Annotated in this window: 15 protein-coding genes and 1 pseudogene; 5 read left to right on the plus strand and 11 right to left on the minus strand. The window is 44.5% G+C overall.

The window, feature by feature from the left end; all coding sequences use genetic code 11:
• Positions 1-30 precede the first annotated feature (30 nt).
• The 6 genes from NST83_RS21305 to NST83_RS21330 form a co-directional block, all read right to left on the minus strand.
• Positions 31-357: a thioredoxin family protein gene (locus NST83_RS21305; RefSeq protein ID WP_044644532.1), complete on the minus strand. Its 327-nt coding sequence runs from the start codon at positions 355-357 to the stop codon at positions 31-33.
• A 207-nt stretch (positions 358-564) separates the two neighbouring features.
• A complete protein-coding gene (locus NST83_RS21310; RefSeq protein ID WP_342415591.1) occupies positions 565-1476 on the minus strand; it encodes an aldo/keto reductase in 912 nt (303 codons plus the stop codon).
• A gap of 211 nt (positions 1477-1687) precedes the next feature.
• Complete coding sequence (locus NST83_RS21315) at positions 1688-2671, minus strand: siderophore ABC transporter substrate-binding protein (RefSeq protein WP_342415592.1); 984 nt, start codon at positions 2669-2671, stop codon at positions 1688-1690.
• A 12-nt stretch (positions 2672-2683) separates the two neighbouring features.
• On the minus strand, positions 2684-3442 hold the full coding sequence (locus tag NST83_RS21320; protein ID WP_342415593.1) for an ATP-binding cassette domain-containing protein: 759 nt from the start codon (positions 3440-3442) through the stop codon (positions 2684-2686).
• The gene (locus NST83_RS21325) at positions 3436-4386 is read right to left on the minus strand and encodes an iron chelate uptake ABC transporter family permease subunit (RefSeq protein ID WP_342415594.1); all 951 of its coding nucleotides are present in this window, start codon (positions 4384-4386) and stop codon (positions 3436-3438) included. The genes NST83_RS21320 and NST83_RS21325 overlap by 7 nt, the downstream gene beginning before the upstream one ends.
• On the minus strand, positions 4376-5329 hold the full coding sequence (locus tag NST83_RS21330; protein WP_342415595.1) for an ABC transporter permease: 954 nt from the start codon (positions 5327-5329) through the stop codon (positions 4376-4378). Before NST83_RS21330 ends, NST83_RS21325 begins: the two co-directional genes overlap by 11 nt.
• Before the next feature lie 569 nt (positions 5330-5898).
• On the opposite strand from NST83_RS21330, the gene NST83_RS21335 reads away from it, so the two are divergent.
• The 4 genes from NST83_RS21335 (at position 5899) to NST83_RS21350 (ending at position 10813) form a co-directional block, all read left to right on the plus strand.
• Positions 5899-6576 carry a response regulator transcription factor gene (locus NST83_RS21335; RefSeq protein WP_137060350.1) on the plus strand — a complete coding sequence of 226 codons (678 nt, stop codon included), beginning with the start codon at positions 5899-5901 and terminating at the stop codon, positions 6574-6576.
• Complete coding sequence (locus NST83_RS21340) at positions 6577-7494, plus strand: HAMP domain-containing sensor histidine kinase (RefSeq protein ID WP_342415596.1); 918 nt, start codon at positions 6577-6579, stop codon at positions 7492-7494.
• A gap of 110 nt (positions 7495-7604) precedes the next feature.
• Positions 7605-8282, plus strand: a complete 678-nt coding sequence (locus NST83_RS21345; RefSeq protein WP_342415597.1) for an ABC transporter ATP-binding protein — start codon at positions 7605-7607, stop codon at positions 8280-8282.
• Entirely contained in the window at positions 8279-10813 is a 2535-nt protein-coding gene (locus NST83_RS21350) for an ABC transporter permease (protein ID WP_342415598.1), read from the plus strand. Before NST83_RS21345 ends, NST83_RS21350 begins: the two co-directional genes overlap by 4 nt.
• 110 nt (positions 10814-10923) lie before the next feature.
• Here NST83_RS21350 and NST83_RS21355 read toward each other — a convergent pair.
• A pseudogene (locus tag NST83_RS21355) lies at positions 10924-11375 on the minus strand (GNAT family protein).
• Positions 11376-11611: 236 nt separating this feature from the next.
• Between NST83_RS21355 and NST83_RS21360 the strand changes: the two are divergent.
• Positions 11612-12583 carry a ring-cleaving dioxygenase gene (locus NST83_RS21360; RefSeq protein ID WP_342415599.1) on the plus strand — a complete coding sequence of 324 codons (972 nt, stop codon included), beginning with the start codon at positions 11612-11614 and terminating at the stop codon, positions 12581-12583.
• A gap of 162 nt (positions 12584-12745) precedes the next feature.
• Here NST83_RS21360 and NST83_RS21365 read toward each other — a convergent pair whose 3' ends face one another.
• From NST83_RS21365 to NST83_RS21380, 4 genes are all read right to left on the minus strand, one after another.
• On the minus strand, positions 12746-14443 hold the full coding sequence (locus tag NST83_RS21365) for a M3 family oligoendopeptidase (protein ID WP_342415600.1): 1698 nt from the start codon (positions 14441-14443) through the stop codon (positions 12746-12748).
• A gap of 223 nt (positions 14444-14666) precedes the next feature.
• A complete protein-coding gene (thiD, locus tag NST83_RS21370) occupies positions 14667-15476 on the minus strand; it encodes a bifunctional hydroxymethylpyrimidine kinase/phosphomethylpyrimidine kinase (RefSeq protein ID WP_342415601.1) in 810 nt (269 codons plus the stop codon).
• A 163-nt stretch (positions 15477-15639) separates the two neighbouring features.
• Positions 15640-17046, minus strand: coding sequence for a DNA-binding protein (locus tag NST83_RS21375; protein ID WP_342415602.1), 1407 nt, complete (start codon positions 17044-17046; stop codon positions 15640-15642).
• Between the two features lie 284 nt (positions 17047-17330).
• Complete coding sequence (locus tag NST83_RS21380; protein ID WP_342415603.1) at positions 17331-19274, minus strand: bifunctional 2',3'-cyclic-nucleotide 2'-phosphodiesterase/3'-nucleotidase; 1944 nt, start codon at positions 19272-19274, stop codon at positions 17331-17333.
• Positions 19275-19500: the final 226 nt, after the last annotated feature.

Here is a 19500-nt window from a genome sequence, read left to right on the forward strand (position 1 = left end):
TTTTTCTATTTCAGCATTTTGCATCATTCATTATTGCTTTGATTCCAACGTGGTCAGGTATTCGGAAATTTGTGCTGGCGTCTTGGCATATTTGCTGTGCAAATGAGCAATTTTTTCGCCGTTACGGAAAACAAGCAGGCTCGGGATTCCACGCACCTGATTTTCCTCGGCAATCGGCTGGAATTTCTCAGCATCAAGTGCAAAGAAGCGCTTATCTGCATTTTCCTCGATAATGCCACCCATAAATTTATCCAGTGTCTTGCAATCCGGACACCAGGTTGTATCAAATTTTACGACCGTCAAGCCGTCACCGTTAATCAAATCCTGATACTGCTGCTGTGATTCGATGCGTTCCATTTGTTGGTTCCTCCTAAAGTATATTTATGAACGTCTCCATATTCAAATATGGATTATAAACCTGAGCTTATTCTTATATTGTAATGATTCTTTCATATATTGCAACTATGGCAAGTACACGTTCAAAAGTATGAACCAATTTATCGGTTGGCAAATCGCATTTCCGACCGTGTGACAAAGATTCCCTCTGTCCTGCCTGTACTTGTATCAGCGGTATTGCGCATCATAGCGGTTAGCCCGGCTAATCTGCTGTAGCGCCTCCCGCTCCTGTTGGGTTAATGGCGGGAGACTTGCTGCTGCGATATTATGCTCCAATTGTCCCAATGAGCTTGCACCCGGGATGACAGCCGCGACAGCCGAATGAGACAGGCTATAACGGATCGCCGTCTGCCCCATGCTGCGCTCTGCCCCCGTGAACGTCTTTAATTGCTTGCGTACGTCCAGCAGCTCCGCCTCTTCGTAGTCCAGATATCCCTTGGCTGCCTTACCCTCTCCTTCGGCGGTCAATACGCCGCTGGCGACAGGCCCGCGTGCAATGACACTGATTCCTCGCTCCTGAAGCAAGGATAGTACCTCTTCCTCTGCCCGACGGTCCAGCAAGCTATATTGATTCATGACGCTGACGATATTGGAACGCTCGACATATTCACGGATGACGTGAGGACGAATCGAGGAAATGCCATAATAACGGATGACCCCCTCCCTTTTGAGCTGTTCAAAAGCCTCAATCGTTTCGTCGATGGGATCATCAATCGTCCCTCCGTGAAGCTGATACAGGTCGATATAGTCCGTCCCCAGGCGGCGCAGGCTTTCTTTGACCGCAGACAGGATATATTCTTTGGACGGGTCCCACCCCCAGCCCTCCTGGCCCGGCATACGCCGATTACCGACCTTGGTCGCCAAAACAACGTCTTGTCGCCGTCCACGGATCGCTGCACCCACGATTTCCTCATTACGTCCGTGATGGTACAAATCCGCTGTATCCAGCAGGTTCACGCCCCGATCCAGCGCTTCATGGATCAGGTAGACACCTTGCTGTTCCTCCGTACCGACCGACATACAACCCAGGCCAATCTCTCCTACCAGCAAATCCGAAGATCCCAGACGATTTTTCTTCATATATGGGTTCCCTCACTTTCAATAACGTGTAACATCAAATTTTGAGTATTACTCTATTATACGCAAAAAATAACCCCAAAGGGCATAGAGACTCCACGATCTCCAATCCTTTGGGGTTATTGCACAAAGTCCATATTCCAATCGTGCTATCGGAACAAACACTTGATGACCTTTCACCGTATGCAACTCTACATCGTGTACATGTTATCCATTACAACGCGGCGTCAATTTCCTTGATCATTTCCGATACGGATTCCAGACCATTACCTGACAGATACCAGTAGTTCGGGTCAAGATACACAATATGGCCGTTTTTAAATGCATTGGTTTTCTTCACCAGTTCATTCTCAATCGTTTGTTTGCCTGTGACCTGTTCCTTGCCTTCCTTTACCACAACAGCCCCACGGTCAACGACAAAGATGTAATCCGGATTTTTTTGCTGTACATATTCAAATGAAACCTTTTGTCCATGGGTGGATACTTTAATGTCAGGATCTACAGGAGTGACGCCCAGAGCGTCATGAATGATACCAAAGCGGGATTGCTCGCCATATGCGCTCAAGCTACCTTCATTCGTCAGTACAATCAGTCCTTTGGCTTTGCTCGCTACAGCCTTGTCATGTACGGCCTTGATGGAGCTATCAATCGTAGCCAATTCCTGTTTGGCAGCATCCTCTTTATCAAAAATTTGACCCAGTGTTTCAACGTTTTTCTTAAAGGAATTCACAAAATCCTTGGTGTCTACAGCCAACGAAATGGTCGGTGCAATTTTGCTCAATTCTTTGTACGCATCTGCCTGTCTGCCACCAATGATGATCAATCCAGGAGAAAGATCGCTGATTTTCTCGTAATCTGGTTCAAACAGCGTACCTGCACTTGCATATTTGGAATCTTTATATTTGCTCAAATATGTAGGAAGATCCTGCTGTGCTACTGCGGCAACATCCACACCCAGTTTATCCAATGTGTCCAATGCACCAAAATCAAACACAACAACATTTTTCGGATTAACCTTCACTTGAACCGGATTTTCATCCAGTGCATGCTTGACTTCAATGGTTTTGGGCTCGGTTGTTGCGGCAGATGATGAATCGTTTCCAGTTGCTTCCTGAGTGGCTGGAGCCGCTTTGCCACAGGCTGACACGATCAATACCAGCGCCAGTATTAGCGTTAAAAACATCATATTTTTCTTCATTTTACATTCCCCCTATGTGAAATAAACGCAAATTTTATGATCACCGATCTGTTGGATCGGAATATTCATATCGTACAAATCCTTTAATACCTGACTATCAATCATTTCGTCAGCAGTTCCCTGCTTTAACAGCCTGCCGTCCTTCATCCCCACGATATAGTCCGAATAGCAGGAAGCAAAGTTAATGTCGTGAAGCACCACCAGAATCGTTTTGCCGAGATCATCCACCAAACCGCGCAGCGTCTTCATAATCTGAACCGAATGTTTCATATCCAGATTGTTCAGCGGCTCGTCCAACAGTATGTATTCCGTGTCCTGAGCCAAAATCATCGCAATAAAAGCCCGCTGTCGCTGTCCACCGCTCAGCAAATCAATATGCTTGTCCTTCATATCCTCCAGCCCCATGTAGGCCATGGACTGCTCGACCATTTGGCGATCCTTGCTGTTCAATCTGCCCTGGGAATACGGAAAACGGCCGAAGCTGACCAGTTCCTTCACGGTTAAGCGGATGTTGACATCATTCGTCTGTTTTAAAATGGATATCTTCCGGGCCAGCTCCTCACTTTTCGTCAGACTCACGGATTGCCCATCAATAAGGATTTCTCCCTCATCACTGTCTGTCAGACGACTGATCATCGACAACAATGTGCTTTTTCCCGCGCCGTTGGGTCCAATAAAGGAAGTAATGGTGCCTTTCGGTACGGTGACGGATACCTGATCCACCACATTTTTATGCCCGTAGCGTTTGGATACGTTTATGACTTCTACCATGATTTATTCTCCCGCAGCAAAAGGTACAGGAAGTACACCCCCCCGATAAAGTTAATAATGACGCTGACCGTTGTCGATAAGTCAAATACTCGCTCTGCCAGCAGTTGGCAGCCTGCCAGGGCAATGACACTGACACAGATAGAAGCCGGAATAAGATAACGATGCTGATAGGTTTTCATCACCTGATAGGCCACATTTGCCACAATCAACCCGAGAAAAGTAATCGGCCCGACGAGCGCCGTGGAAATGGAGATGAGAATCGCCACGATCACCAGCAACCTTTTGATAATAAAACCGTAAGGGAGTCCTAAATTAATGGCATGTTCCCGTCCGAGCGACAGCACATCCAGATACTTGATGAACCTCCACGCATAAGCGAATACGAGCACTAGAATCACGACGGACAGCCACAGCAGCTCGGTGTTCACATTGCTAAAGCTGGCAAAACTTTTGTCCTGAATTTTGGCATATTCGTTCGGATCAATCAGCACTTCCATAAAGGTAGATAAACTGTTGAACAGCGTGCCGAACACCAGACCGACCAGCAGAAGAACATAAATCCCGCGTCCGTCCTTACGAAAAATTAATTTGTACAATAAACCCGCGAACAGCACCATCAGTCCCACAGATAATAAGAAATTCAGCTCTCTGCTGGTCGAAATGAACGGTACGGAGCCAAATGCAAACACAATGGTTGTCTGAATCAGCATATACAGTGAATCCAGTCCGATAATGCCCGGGGTCAAAATCCGGTTGTTCGTAATCGTCTGGAAAATAACCGTTGCAAAAGCAATCGAGCCACCTGTCAGGATGAAGGCTGCGATCTTTTTCAATCTTCGTGGCAACGCGTAGTGCCAGGTATGCGGAAGATCTATAAACACGAAAGCAGCAATCAACAGAAGCGCGGCAGCGGCTAATATGCCAATTTTAAATTTAGGATTCATAGGCCCTTCTCCTCAACAGCAAATACAAGAACAACGCGCTCCCGATCACACCAACCGTAAGCCCTACAGATATTTCATACGGATAAATGATGACCCGTCCCAAAATATCGCAAAACAGCACAAAGACGGCGCCCAAGGTCGCGGTGTGGGCCAAACTTTTTTTTAGATTATCGCCCATATACATGCTAACCAGATTCGGTACAACCAGCCCCAGGAAAGGGATCGTTCCCACGGTCAATATGACTACGGAGGAAACCAAAGCCACGATCACCAGACCGACATTGACGGTGCGCTTGTAATGTACGCCCAAATTTGCCGCAAAATCCTCGCCCATGCCTGCAATTGTGAAACGATTCGCATATATGTATGCCAATGCAACCAAAGGAACACTAAGATACAGCATCTCATAGCGACCACTCATCACCAGTGAAAAATCACCCTGCATCCAACTGGAAATGCTCTGGATCAGATTGTATTTATAGGCGAAAAAGGTTGTCACCGAATTCAAAATGCCCCCGAACATCAAACCGACCAGCGGGATAAATACCGGGTCCTTGAACCGGATTTTGTCCAGTATTTTCATGAAAATTAGTGTCCCCGCCAGAGCAAACCCGAAAGCGGTCAGCATCTTCGTCCAAAATCCAGCCGCTCCAAACACCATAATGGCCATCAGCACACCTAATCGTGCCGCGTCCATCGTCCCTGCGGTGGTGGGCGATACAAATCGGTTCCGGGTAAGCTGCTGCATAATAAGCCCACAGATACTCATACTCGCTCCTGCGATGATGATGCTGATCAAACGGGGGAGTCTGCTAATCAGGAGTACCTGCGCCTGATCGTCGGTTAAGTGGAACAAATCAAGTGGAGTTACATCATGAACACCGATAAAAACCGAGGCGAAGGCCAGTACCAGAAAAGCCAGTATTAAATAACGCAATTTCATGTTCTAACCAAGGGAGCCTGTTCTCCAACAACCTGTACCAAGCTTCGGCCCTGTCCTCCCATCCAATAATGATAATCATTATCAAAAATTAACTAGCATAAATTATATCAGTCAAATCGTATCTGTCAATTTTTTTGAAAGGAGTAAAATTAAAAATAAGGAATTTTTGGGCCACAAACTTTTTTTATTAGAAATAAGTGCTGTTTAATCTTTATAATGCAGATGTTGCTATGTAAATGAAAAAGAAGAAGTATCTCTGCCTCTTCTTTTCGTGGTTAATTGTTAATTTTTGAGTTTTTCAGAATAAACTTTATGTTACCCACTACCACCATGCGGAAAGATATGGACTACAAATATTAGAGTCGATGCCATCATTTTATTATTTCAGTGATGCCTTCGCTCTTTTATGAAGAGTTTCCGAACAGTCCAGATAAACAATGAGCAAATCAGAGCAATATCCTGTAAACTGGAAGTAGAATATTCCTATGACCCCCTTTAACATTTTACTGTGCGCTGCTTTCGAAACCCCAGCCCGGTGGCACGATTTTCAAAAAAATAGGAGGAAAACGATGAATCACATATTAATCGTTGAGGATGATATAGCTTTAAGTAATGGTATTGTTCTGGCTCTTAAAGAACCTAACAACGTATTTGTGCAAACATATAATCTTGCTACTGCAAAGGAACAATTGGCAAGTGCTACTTTTGACCTAATGATTCTTGATCTAAATTTGCCAGATGGAAACGGACTAGACTTTTTAACTGATATTTGGAGAACAACAACTTTACCAATCATCATTCTGACTGCACATGATATGGAAACGGATATTGTAACAGGTCTCGAGTTGGGTGCCGACGACTATATCACCAAACCTTTCAGTCTGATGGTATTAAGAGCTAGAGTGGGCGTTCAGTTAAAGAAAATCAAGCGTGATCTTGCAGAATCCTTTCAAATAGATGCCTTTTCCTTTTCCTTTGAAAAGATGGAATTTGTGAAAAATGGTACACCTGTGGAGCTAAGTAAAACCGAGCAGAAATTACTCCGCCTCTTAATTGTTAATCGAGGGAATACCGTTACCCGCGATCATTTGGTAGACAGCATCTGGACAGACGGTGCTGAGTATGTAAGCGAAAATGCCTTGTCAGTCACCATAAAAAGGCTACGTGACAAGCTAGAGGATATCCCCTCCTCACCCCAGTACATTAAGACCGTGTATGGGATTGGTTACACATGGGCGGTGAAATGATTGACTACCCTGAATTATGTATGTTTTGGAATTGCTATGACTGCTCTTGTCGTTGCTGGGGTTGTCATTCTTCTATATCGTAGAAACGTACATAAAACAATAAAAACTATTGATCATATGATTGAAGCTGCTATTAGTGGCGAGTTTTCGGAACGTGTTTTTGACGAATCTGCTTTATCAGCAGTAGAGGCTAAACTTGCGCAATTCCTTTCTATTTGCTCTGTTTCCTCGAAGAATTTGTTAGCAGAAAAAAATAAAATAAACGAGCTCATTTCTGACATCTCACATCAAACGAAAACACCTGTTGCTAATATCCTCCTATACTCACAACTGCTTAGTGAACATGATTTGCCGGAAGATAGCTCCTCTTGTTTAAAAGCTCTGTGTATACAAGCTGAAAAACTGAATTTCCTTATCCATGCGTTGGTGAAAATATCCCGGCTCGAAACGGGAATTATTAAGGTATCACCAAGGCAGGAGCCTGTTCAAAAGCTGTTGGATGTTGCATTAGAGCAAATTATGCCGAATTCAGAAGCTAAAGAGATCACGATTGCTATGAAGGGTACAGCAATTCAGGCTTCCTTTGATTTAAAATGGACGGTTGAGGCAATCTATAATATTTTGGACAATGCCGTCAAATATACAGAGACTGGCGGGAGCATTGTCATAAAAGTGATTGCGTATGACTTATTTTGCCGCATTGATATTACCGATAGTGGAATAGGGATTGCAGAAGAGGAACACAGTAAGATTTTTAAGCGTTTCTATCGCTCACAAACTGTGAACTCAAAGGAGGGGGTTGGTATTGGCCTGTTTTTGTCGAGAGAAATCATTGCGGCTGAAGGAGGATATATCAAGCTACAATCGAGTCCAGGTAACGGGTCCACCTTCTCCATTTTTCTCCCTATAGACAAATAATTCTTTCAATATTGTTAGATTTTAGAAAGATTGTGGAAAGATTGATGTGGTACAGTCTGTATTGCGGTTGGCTGCAATACAGACTATTTTCTTTATGGAGGAGAAATTTAATGACTCTATTAAAAACTCAAGATTTAAAAAAACATTACAGCAACGGAGATACGACTGTTCATGCACTGGATGGGGTGAACCTGGAGATAAATCATGGAGAATTTATCGCAATCGTTGGTACATCCGGTAGTGGCAAGTCTACCTTGCTGCATATGCTAGGTGGACTGGATCGGCCGACAAGCGGAAATGTCACGATTGATGGTAAGGATATCTTCTCTCTCAAAGATGAAGAATTGACCATTTTTCGCAGACGAAAGATTGGCTTCGTGTTTCAAAACTACAATTTGGTACCCGTCCTAAATGTCTATGAGAATATTGTACTACCGATTCAATTGGACGGCAAAGAACCACACCAAGCCCATGTAGATAAAATTGTAAACACTTTGGGACTTAACCATAAACTAAACAATTTGCCGAGTAATCTATCGGGCGGACAACAGCAACGTGTAGCTATTGCAAGGGCGCTGGCAGCAAAACCTGCTATTATTCTGGCAGATGAGCCCACTGGAAATTTGGATAGCAAAACAAGTTTGGATGTGATGGGACTTATCAAAGTATCCAGTCAGCAGTTCCATCAAACGATCGTAATGATTACCCATAATGAAGAAATTGCACAAACAGCGGATCGGGTCATTCGTATTGAAGATGGTAAAATTACCGGCGGTGACAGCAAATGATCAAATTAAATAACAAAAAAATTATCCGTAATTTATCAGACAAGAGCCTGAAAATGAATAAAAACCGAAACATTATCGCCATTGGTGCCATAGTCCTAACTGCCTTGTTGTTTACAACATTGGTTACGATGGGGCTTGGCGCAGTAGAAAGTCTTCAACGAGCAACCATGCGTCAGGCTGGTGGAGGTGGTCAGGCTGTACTCAAATATATCAATGATGAGGAGTTTAATCATGTTAAGAATCATCCGTTGATCAAGGAGATAGCCTATAATCGCTTGTTAAGCGATAAGGTTACAAATCAAGAATTATTAAAACGTCATACGGAGTTCTGGTTTTATGATGATATAGGGATGAAACTTGGCTTTATTGAACTTAAAGAAGGTCACAAGCCTATGACTGAAAATGAAGTAATCGCTGATTCCAAAACGCTGCAATTAATGGGCGTCCCCTTAAAAATAGGCGCACCCATAACACTAAAGCTTGAAATTCGTGGCAAAGAACTACAACGTGGATTTGTCCTATCTGGCTGGTGGAAAAGTGATCCTGTGTTTAACGTAGGGCAAATATTGGCCTCCAAAGCTTATATAGATGCCTATGCCCAAGAATTACAAAGCACCTATAAAAAAGATTATAGTCAGACAGGACTGATCAGTGCATACCTCATGTTTGATAACAGCTTTAATTTGCAAGGAAAACTCAACAAAGTTATTACGGAAAGCGGGTATTCCCTTGACAAAAATGCACCGAACTATATTGCAAGTAATGTGAACTGGTCGTACCTTTCGACGAATTTTAGTATGGATATAGGAACTATTATTGCACTTGCTTCCGGTCTGGTCCTGATCATATTTACTGGATATTTAATCATTTACAACATTTTTCAAATCTCAGTAATACAAGATATCCGATTTTATGGACTCTTAAAAACAATAGGTACAAGTGGAAGACAAATCCGACGTATCATTCGCAGACAAGCATTAATTCTTTCCGTGATAGGGATTCCTATTGGGCTAATTGGAGGCTTCTTTGTTGGTAAATCGCTTTTGCCCTTTATTATTAATATCACTAATTATGCTGACTCGGGCATTACAGTATCGCCTAACCCATGGATTTTTATAGGATCGGCCCTATTTACACTTGTGACCGTGTTTATAAGCACCTTCAAACCCGTCAGAGTTGCATCCTCTGTATCGCCCATTGAAGCTGTAAGATATACGGATGGTAACACCAAGGATAAGAGCAAGCTAATAAAATCAACCAAAGGTGCAAAAATACACCTTATGGCTCGTTCCAATTTGGGCCGCAATAAAAAGCGTACGTTCTTGGTAGTTATTAGTCTTTCCTTGAGTCTGGTGTTACTAAACACAGCCTTCACCCTCTCCCAAAGTATAGACATGGACAAGTTTTTGTCCAAATTTAACGATACTGATTTTCTAATTGCTCATGCTGAATATTTTCAAGAGGATTTTACTGGTTTTGAAACCAAACTTACAGAGAGCTTCATTAAGGCTGTACAGGCTCAGCCCGGTTTTGAAGAGGGTGGCCGCTTATATGGTGATCCAAAGATGTTCACTATTGAAAATATAAAAGGCGCCACAAAAAGTGACGATAATACAGATGCTCGCGGTAACTTCATTTCAGAAGTGTACGGACTAGAAGATTTACCGCTGCACCAATTGCAATTGGTTGATGGTGAACTTGATAAGGAAAAACTGGATTCTCGTAAGTACATCCTAGAAGGAGTCGTACTAGACGATAATAGCAGCCCAATGATGGAATACGCCAACTATCAAGTAGGTGACAAAGTGACTTTCCATAGTTATGTGGGTTCAGCAAATACGTCACTGGATAAAATAAATACAACACATGAATTTATAGTGCTTGGTCATGTAGGTATCAAATCTACCAATTCTGATCGAAACTCAAACTATAACTTCTATCTCCCGGCGGGAGTATATAGGTCGCTTACGAAACACCCCACTTTAATGAGCTATGCATTTAATGTGTCTTCGAATCATGAAGAAACCATACAAAGCTTTTTGAAAAAGTATACCGAAACTACAGAACCAATGATGAACTATCAGTCCAAAATTACATCAAAAAACGCGTTAGCAGGTATGCAAACTACTGTTATGATGATTGGCGGCACACTCAGCTTGATTATAGGCTTAATTGGGCTCCTTAACTTTATAAATGCGATTCTAACCAGCATACTAACTCGTCGCAAAGAATTTGCTATGCTTCAGAGCATAGGCATGACTAAAAAGCAACTCCGAGGAATGCTAATCTACGAAGGATTGTATTATGTACTCGGCACAAGCATATTCTCCATATTATTAGGAATCCTATTTTCCATTTCGATTGTAAAACCCTTCAGTAGTCTATTATGGCTGTTAAGCTATCACTTTATGATATGGCCACTTTTAGTCTTATTACCTGTTCTGCTTGTTCTTGGAGTAGGTATTCCTCTAATTCTCTATTCTTTAAATAATAAGCAGAGCATCGTGGAACGACTTCGAGAGTCAGAGTAAATGTATTGTATATAAGAAAAGTCTGCCCTTAAGGCAGGCTTTTCAGTTTTTCTTTTTTAGTCGCCTCAACATGGTTTATCTATACATAAGATAGCAAAATAAACTAGAGCTTACGACTCCCACTCTTCCCTCAAAAGCCCCATTCGGATCGAATCATAATACTGTCCATTATAAAATCTACACTTTCGAAGCCGGGCCTCCAAGGTCATCCCCAGCTTCTCCCCAACCTTCATCATCCGATGGTTTCCTGACCAGGTTGTAAAGCCTACTCTTACTAGAGGTAGTGTATTAAATAAATGCGTGATCCACAGTCGCAATGCTCTGGTACCAAACCCACCGCTCCAATACTGCGAATCATAAATACCAATTCCCATCTCAAGCCATTGGGAGGGTTGATGCTCCCAATAGTAGCTAACCGATCCAATGATCTTACCTTCCACTTCAATGAGCCAAAAGTCATCTTGTTCAACTCGCTTTTCCTTATCTTGGAGATAATCGTCCAAAGAGCCTGTAAGTCTTCTTCTATAACGGGCCTAATCGTTAAATCCTTGTCTGTATACATTCGAATATACTCCTTTATAATAAAATTCTTATTCCATGTTGGACTTTATTGTATCTGCTTTTGCATGATTTCGAATTTCTATTTTCGTTCTTCTTTGCAGCAAGATATGTAATTCGAGTTGACAAACAATCCTAAATGATATATCTTAATATCAAGATAATAAATATAGAGGAAAGTTTATGACTGTTTATTTTGCTTTTACTTGCTAATCATATAAAACCAAGGAGGACAATGACATGAAACTGTTAGGATTGCATCACGTTTCGGCGATTACGGCGGCAGCGGCTAAGAATGTTGATTTTTATACTCAGGTAATGGGACTTCGGCTCATTAAGAAAACGGTGAATCAGGATGATGTTAGCGTCTATCACCTCTTTTATGGAGATGAGCGCGGAACGGCTGGCACCGAAGTCACTTTCTTTGAGATTCCGCATGCTGGGCAAACTCGTACGGGGAATAACAGCATTTCGGCACTTTCCCTGCGTGTACCGAATGACAAGGCGCTGGATTACTGGAAAAACCGTTTCGAGCAATTGGATGTAAAACATGGTGAAATTACGGATCAAGCGGGGCGTTTGGCGCTTTCATTTGAGGATTTTGAAGGGCAGCGCTTCTTCCTGGTTTCGGATGAGCATGACAACGGAGTGCGGGGCGGTACGCCTTGGGAGAAAAGCCCTGTGCCTGCTGAATACGGTATCGTCGGACTTGGCCCGGTTCATCTGACCATTCCCAAAGCGGAAAGCACGATCCTCATTCTGGAGCAGGTGATGGGCTTCCGCAAAAAAGGCTCCTATCCTTCCACCGTTGCGGGACAGCCTGATGTGGTCATCTATGAAACCGGCGAAGGCGGTACCGGGACTGAGGTTCATCTGGAAGAACGCAATGATCTTCCACAAGAGCGCCCGGGACGAGGCAGTGTGCATCATGTAGCCTTCCGTGTTGCGACTGAGGAAGAGCTTAGACAGTGGGTTGATCGTATTAACCAACTGCAAATTTCCAGCTCAGGGTTCGTGGATCGCTTTTACTTCCGTTCATTGTATTTCCGCGAGCCGAATGGCATTTTGTTTGAATTGGCAACCGATGGACCCGGCTTTGATACAGATGAAGAACTGGAGTTTCTGGGTGAATCGCTGGCGTTACCGCCATTTTTGGAATCGCGCCGCGCTTCCATTGAAGCCAACCTCAAACCGCTGAACACCAAGCTTTAATAGAGCTCTATTTGCTCTAAAAGCACACAAAGCCGGGACTTCTACATCATGTAGAGGGTCCCGGCTTTTTTCATGCAACAGCTCTGTTTCCACCCAAAAGGACAGCTCCTCTGCAAGCCTTCCAGCCTTTACAGGTAAGCGAAATGCCCTTTTTGGTTAAGCTTACAGCTTTTTATCATCCACACTGTTCAGCCATGCTTCGATTTCTCCGATTACAGAGGCGATACAGCCATCCTGGAACGGCGAGATTAGTCCAGCCAGCTCAACCAATCCGGTAAAAGATCGACTTCCCCCGGCACGGCACAGCTTCAAATAATCTTCCCACGCAGCTGTCCGGTCGATACTCATGCGCTTCCAGAATTGAAACGCGCAGAGTTGCGCGAGTGTATAGTCAATATAGTAGAACGGGGATTGAAAAATATGCCCCTGTTTGTGCCAGAACCCGCCCTGCTCCAGATACTCATTGCCTGCATAGTCCAAATGCGGTTTATACTTGCGTTCAATGGAGCGCCATGCGCTTTTACGTTCGGCTGGCGTCCAGTCTGGATGTTCATATACTGCATGCTGAAATTCATCCACCGCTACGCCGTAAGGCACGAACAACAACGATGAGGACAAATGTTCAAAGTGATATTTATCCGTATCCTCCTCGAAGAACAGCTTCATCCAAGGCCATGCGAAAAATTCCATGCTCATGGAATGAATTTCAGCCGCCTCCATGGTTGGCCAGTGGTACTCGGGGATTTCAAAATGTCGACTTTCATACACCTGGAAAGCATGACCTGCTTCGTGCGTCAGCACGTCGATATCACCGGATGTACCATTGAAATTGGAGAAAATGAACGGCGTGCCATACTCGCTCAAAAACGTACAATAGCCTCCGCTTTGCTTGCCCTTTTTGCTAGTCAGGTCCATCAACCCACGTTCGATCATAAAACTGAAAAATTCATGAGTTTCCGCTGAAAGCTCCTCATACATACGGGCTCCATTACGAATGATCCACTCCGGGTCGCCTTTGGGTGTAGGATTGCCTGACAAAAAGTTAAAGCCTTCATCATAATAGCGAAGCTGCTCCACTCCGATCCGCTCGCGCTGGCGTTCCTTGAGCTTGGTTGTCAGTGGAACAATATGCTTCAGTACTTGTTCACGAAAATTGGCAACCATAGTCGCATTGTAATCCGTACGTCCCAAACGGGCATAACCCAGCTCTACAAAGTTATCGTAGCCCAGCTTGTGCGCTATGCGCGTGCGTACCTTAACCAGTTCATCGTAAATTCGATCCAGCTCATCCTCATGCTCGCTCATAAATTGATACTTGGCCTCAGAGGCCTGTTTGCGTGTCTCCCGGTTTGTAGCCATTTCAAAAGGCAGAAGCTGCGACAATGTACGTTCTTCTCCCTCGAACGGGATCTTCGCTGAAGCAATCAATTGAGAGTATTCGGAGGTAAGCTTATTTTCCTGCTGCATATCCTCAATAATATCCGGGTGGAAAGACTTGAGTGAAACCTCGGCGATACTGAAAAGCTGGCTCCCCCACTGGCTCTCTAGCTCGGATCTGAACGGCGAGTCCACCAATGCCCGGTAGTAATCGGTTACATACTCCTGAATGACCGGTGTGAAATCATCAGCGTACTCTTGCTCTGCTTTGTAAAATGCGTCCTCCGTATCAATGGAATGACGAACCTCCACCAATTGCAATTGCGTTTCCACGTTACTGCGCAGCTTATTAATGGCATGAATGACTTCATTTTGACGCTCTACGCTGTCCGCTTCACGAAACTGCTGCAAAAGCGTTTTAAACCGCTGTTCAATTTCAGCTTGCTCTGGTCGGCTGTAAGCCATTTGGTTGAATACTGTCATTGCTTCGAATCCTCCCTAAATTTAATAAATCTGATGCCTATTATACAGTACGATTAGAGTAAACTGGAAGATATAATTCCAAAAAAATACAACGTCAAAAGCCGCAATACCATGTATTGCGGCTTAAAACTCTAGCCTAACGCTAAATATATCGTAGATGCACTCCCTATAGCAGTCATTTGAGGAGTTTGCAAAATCCTGATTTTATAAATGCATTCATGCTTTACTGATTTTGCAAACGATGTGCCGCATGCAGAGTCGGGCCGACGAATTCGTTCAGCTTGAAGCTGCCTTCAATCGCCTGTGTAATAAATTTTTTGGCCTGATCCACCGCTTCACGTACGGTCAGTCCCTGGGCCAAGCCAGCCGTTACTGCTGCCGACGTGGTGCAGCCTGCACCATGGGTGAAGTTTGTTTTCACAACATCCGCCTCGAACCAGTCGAAGGTAATTCCGTCATATAACAGATCCATCGCTTTACCTGCGCGAATTTTGCCACGGTCCTTGATCAGCACGTGCTTCGCCCCGCGCTCATGGATAATCGCAGCCGCTTCCTGCATCTGTTCCAGCGTCGTAATCGGTCCATTCTTCGCCAATTGCGAAGCCTCGAACAAATTCGGAGTTACCAGGTCAGCGCCTGGAATCAGAAATTCCAGCATCGCTTCTGTATTCTCCGGCTGAAGCACTTCATCCGTACCTTTGCAGACCATAACCGGATCTATAACGACCCGTTTAAGATCGTACTTGCGCAGATGGCTGGCAACCAGCTCGATAATATCAACGGAACCGAGCATACCCGTTTTCATGGCGTCAAAGCCGATGCCTTCCAATACCGTACGTAGCTGTGCTTCTACCACATCCAGCGCAACAGGATATACAAGATGGTCCCAGGTTTTGGGGTCCATGGCAACTACCGTTGTCAATACATTCATTCCATAAACGCCAAGCTCCTGAAAGGTTTTCAAGTCTGCCTGAATACCAGCGCCGCCGCTGGTGTCGGAGCCAGCTATCGTTAATGTTTTGGGAATCGTCATTTTACATGCTCTCCTTCACTTACTGTGCTGCATTTATCCTAATCCCGCATGCGAAACTTGTCAACGCGCAATGCGTTTAGTAGCATTAAAAAACGAGAACGTTCCCTTTTGATAGAGAACATCCTCGAAGGAATAGGATTGATGAAGGTTAGAATTACAAAGATTACATATATCCGCCGGTACTGTGATCATAGGCATGATTCTTTTCATTTTCACGCACGCCCAGGCAAAACTTCTGATACAGATACTGCTGTTCCAGGGTAGAAAAATTCCGGTGCTGCTCAAACAAAGCCATGCAACCGATAATATGCTCAGTGTAGCTATTGTCTACAGACAACTGTAAGCAATGCAGTGTTTGCTCCAGTCCTTCCGCATAATCGCCCTTGCGAAAATGATATTCGGCATACACCTTGCAAAACGAGGCGAAGCGGAATGCATTAAAATGCTTTCGGTAGTGAGTGTCCCATTGATCCGGGGCAAGCTCCCAGAAGCTCTTGAGTTGCTGGCTGAATAGCCCCAGCTCGGCATCCACAAAATAACCGAACCTGTTCGCTGATTCAAGCAGCGTATTCAAGCCTTCCAGCGTTTCGTCCGGATGCTCGCGCAAATACGTAATATATTCATAAATTGCAGAGGTATTGCCCATTTTAATTTCGATACAAAGCCGATTGCCTTGAGCATAAACTCGATGCATGTCCACTACTTTCTGGCCTTCCTCGTCCAATCCTTCAAACCAGCTCAAATCTGCATACCCATCTATCCATTTCTTGGATTCCTCGTACCTGCCCTGAAACTCATAACAGCTGGCCTTGAGTAGATGACCCTGTGCATAATAGTAGACAAGCGGCTTGAGCAACTCCAGATGCTCATCTCCAAAGCGATTCCGATTGCGGTATAGCGCCTGAGCCAATTCTCGCAGCTCGTCTGCATACATTTCCATCTCGGACCATTGCATTTTTAACGCAAACACTTGAGATAGCATATGTAAGCCTTCCAATGCGTATGTTTCCGGCAGACGACTACGGTACAAATGGAATTGCACAGCAGCCTTCAAGCTCCGCTTGTTATCCTTGATCTGAATCTGGAATATACGGAAATAGCTGATCGCTAACCGCTCGGAGTGGGTATATTTCTCACTCTCGATGACGCAATTGTACAGAAGCATGGCGGCTTCATATCTGTTGTCCTCAAACATGGCTTCTGCGGTCTCAAAAATAGCCGGAATGTTCGATAAATCATCCATCAGATAGCCAAGTACGCTGCAAATACATTCCAGCTTGTTCAGCTCTGAACAGCGGAGCAGAAACGGACGTAACCTCCTCCAGTGCGGTAAGGAATGAATAAAACATTCATCCACATACATCTCGAACAAGGCCCCTTCCTCCAATCCCATAGCCCCAGTAATCAGGTCAAGCTGATTAACAGAAATCGGCCGTGGGGGATTCCGATTAAGTATACCGCTAAGTGTACCCGGATTTACCTTGGAAGCGTCTGCGAAACATTGCATGGAAATACCTTCACGCTGAATATACTTTTCAATTTCTGCACGAATCGTGGTGTTTTTTTCCAAAGGGACACCCCCTCCATCAAATGATGGTGACTTTTTCTTTACCTTTTAAACCAAAATTTGTTTAATCAAAGTATATGTCTAATTATAACGGAGGTCAATAACTTAAACTCGACTCAGGGCATATAAAATTACGAATTTCGTACGATTTCAAATGATCCGTGTGCAAAAAGACCGCCCCCGCAGGGACAGTCTTTGCTCATCATTTGATGCTATAGGCTCATAAAGAATGGAAATTAGTCCGCTTTACCCCGTTGGATATGTTGTCATGTATTTGTTCAAAAAATTCAGGATCGCCCGAAATCCAGGGCAAATTTGGCGTATCCCTCTGCGGTCAATCCTTCATAAAGCAACTCTGGATAGGCTTGCGCGGCATCTGTTGCTTGCGGTGAGGTCAGGAATGTCACGTGCGGGCGGCCCGGCCATGGTGAGAGGGACCAGTGACCGTCTGCTTTGGGCGCCAACGTCTTCATATGCCGCACATATTCAGTCAGCACATGCCGATTTTCATCCGGTGAAGCGAGTACGATTCGTTCCCCACCCGGATTGACCAATGTAGAGGAAAACGCACGATAATTGTTCGTGACAACCAAATAGCTTCGCTGCATATCCATCGGCGCTCCATCCAAGGACATATGAATGATTCTGTGCGCATCTGGTTCCTTCAATATTCCAGCAGCATCATATCTGGCGGGCTGCGTCACATCAATCTGATACCTAATCCCGTCAATGATATCGAAGTTAAAGCTCGGAAAATCCGAATCAATCAGCTCTTGCTCCTGTTCTGCATAAGGATCAATTTGTCGGAATTGTCCAGCAGACCATTCGAGCCATTCCCGAATTTCTCCCCCGGTCAGTTGGACGACATGCAGCGTGTTTGGAAAATTGTACAGATCAGCGATATGCTTGATCGCCAAAGTCCCCTCTGGAATATCGGTATAATGCGAGGGACCGTATCTGCCGCCTGTTTTAAAAGGAGCCGCTGCCGACAAAACGGGCAGACCTTCGTACTCACTCCCCTGCATCTGCTGCTTCACATACCAAATTTGCGCGTCGTTCACGAGTTGAACGGAAGCATCGTCCATCACCTGGGCAAAAAAGCTGTTTACTGCTAACGTCGTCTGGCCAACAGGTGCGCGAATATAGTCCAGTGTTTCGGCATGCTCTTCCGCAACCGCCTGCTGAATGGCAGTATCCGGCTGCACCAGTGCTTGCTTGCGTACGGGATCATACACCGGACGTACCTCTGCAGAAGAGGCAGCCACTTGCCACGCTCCGTCTATAAGGGTCAGGTCCAGATCTATGACACCCAGATGATCTCCCCAAAAGCCCGGCTCTACCGCCGGAATATCATGGATGGTGCCTCGCTCCACGTCAACACCCGTTTTACCAACAAACGAAGGGCCGGGGAATACTTTATGCGCATGACCAAACAAAATAGCGTCGATCCCTTCTACATTGCTCAGATGCAGCACCGCATTTTCCATATATGGCGTTTCAGGAATATCTTCGAAGCCCGCGTGAGGCATGGCAACAATCAAATCGGCGCCCTCTGCCTTCATTTGAGGAATAAACCGTCTTGCAGTCTCCAGCATATCCTTGACGATGATTTTTCCTTCCAGCCACGCCTTGTCCCATTGCATAATTTGCGGAGGTACAAACCCGATAATCCCCACCTTCAACAGGTGTTTGCCGCCTGCTTCATCCTCCACCGTCTTATCCAGTATCAGATAAGGTGTAAAATAATTTCGTTCTTTTTCTACGAATGTATGGCTATCTGTAAAAATATCTGTCTCCACCTGCATATAGATGTTGGCATTGATATATGGAAATTCCGCTCCTTGAATGCAAGTCTGTAAATATTCCAATCCATAGTTAAATTCGTGATTTCCAATATTGCCCGCTTCGTACCCAAGCAGATTCATCGCTTTGTAGGCGGGATGCACGGCGTCCGGGTACTGTTGGAGACGCTGCACAGCATAATCCCCCATCGGATTGCCTTGAATAACATCCCCGTTATCCAGCAGCAGGTGGTTAGGTGCTTCGGACCGAGCCGCCTGAATTAGACTGGCTGTTTGCGCAAGACCGTACTGTAGCGTTTCCCGATCCGTATAATAATCGTAATTCCACAAGCTGACATGCAGATCGGTCGTAACCATAATACGAAATTTCACCCTCACAGGACATTGCGTCTGCTGTCGTACCTCTTTATTGATATCTGAAATATCCAATCCTGTTCTCTCCCTCAGCTTCGGTCTTAGAGCTTGAACAAGTCTAACAGGGTACTGTTAAGAGAATGTTAAATGAACAGAAATGAGAGAGTATAAGATATATTTTACATACTTTTTACCAAAGTCAGGAATGGTTTTTACCCTAGTGACCGGACTAACTGTTAAGATTCTGTTTGTCACAGAATTTACAGACTTTTTCAATTTTATTTTCGTTATTACTATTTTA

It is taken from the genome of Paenibacillus sp. FSL R10-2782 (genome assembly GCF_038592985.1).
Classification (GTDB): Bacteria; Bacillota; Bacilli; order Paenibacillales; family Paenibacillaceae; genus Paenibacillus; species Paenibacillus terrae_C.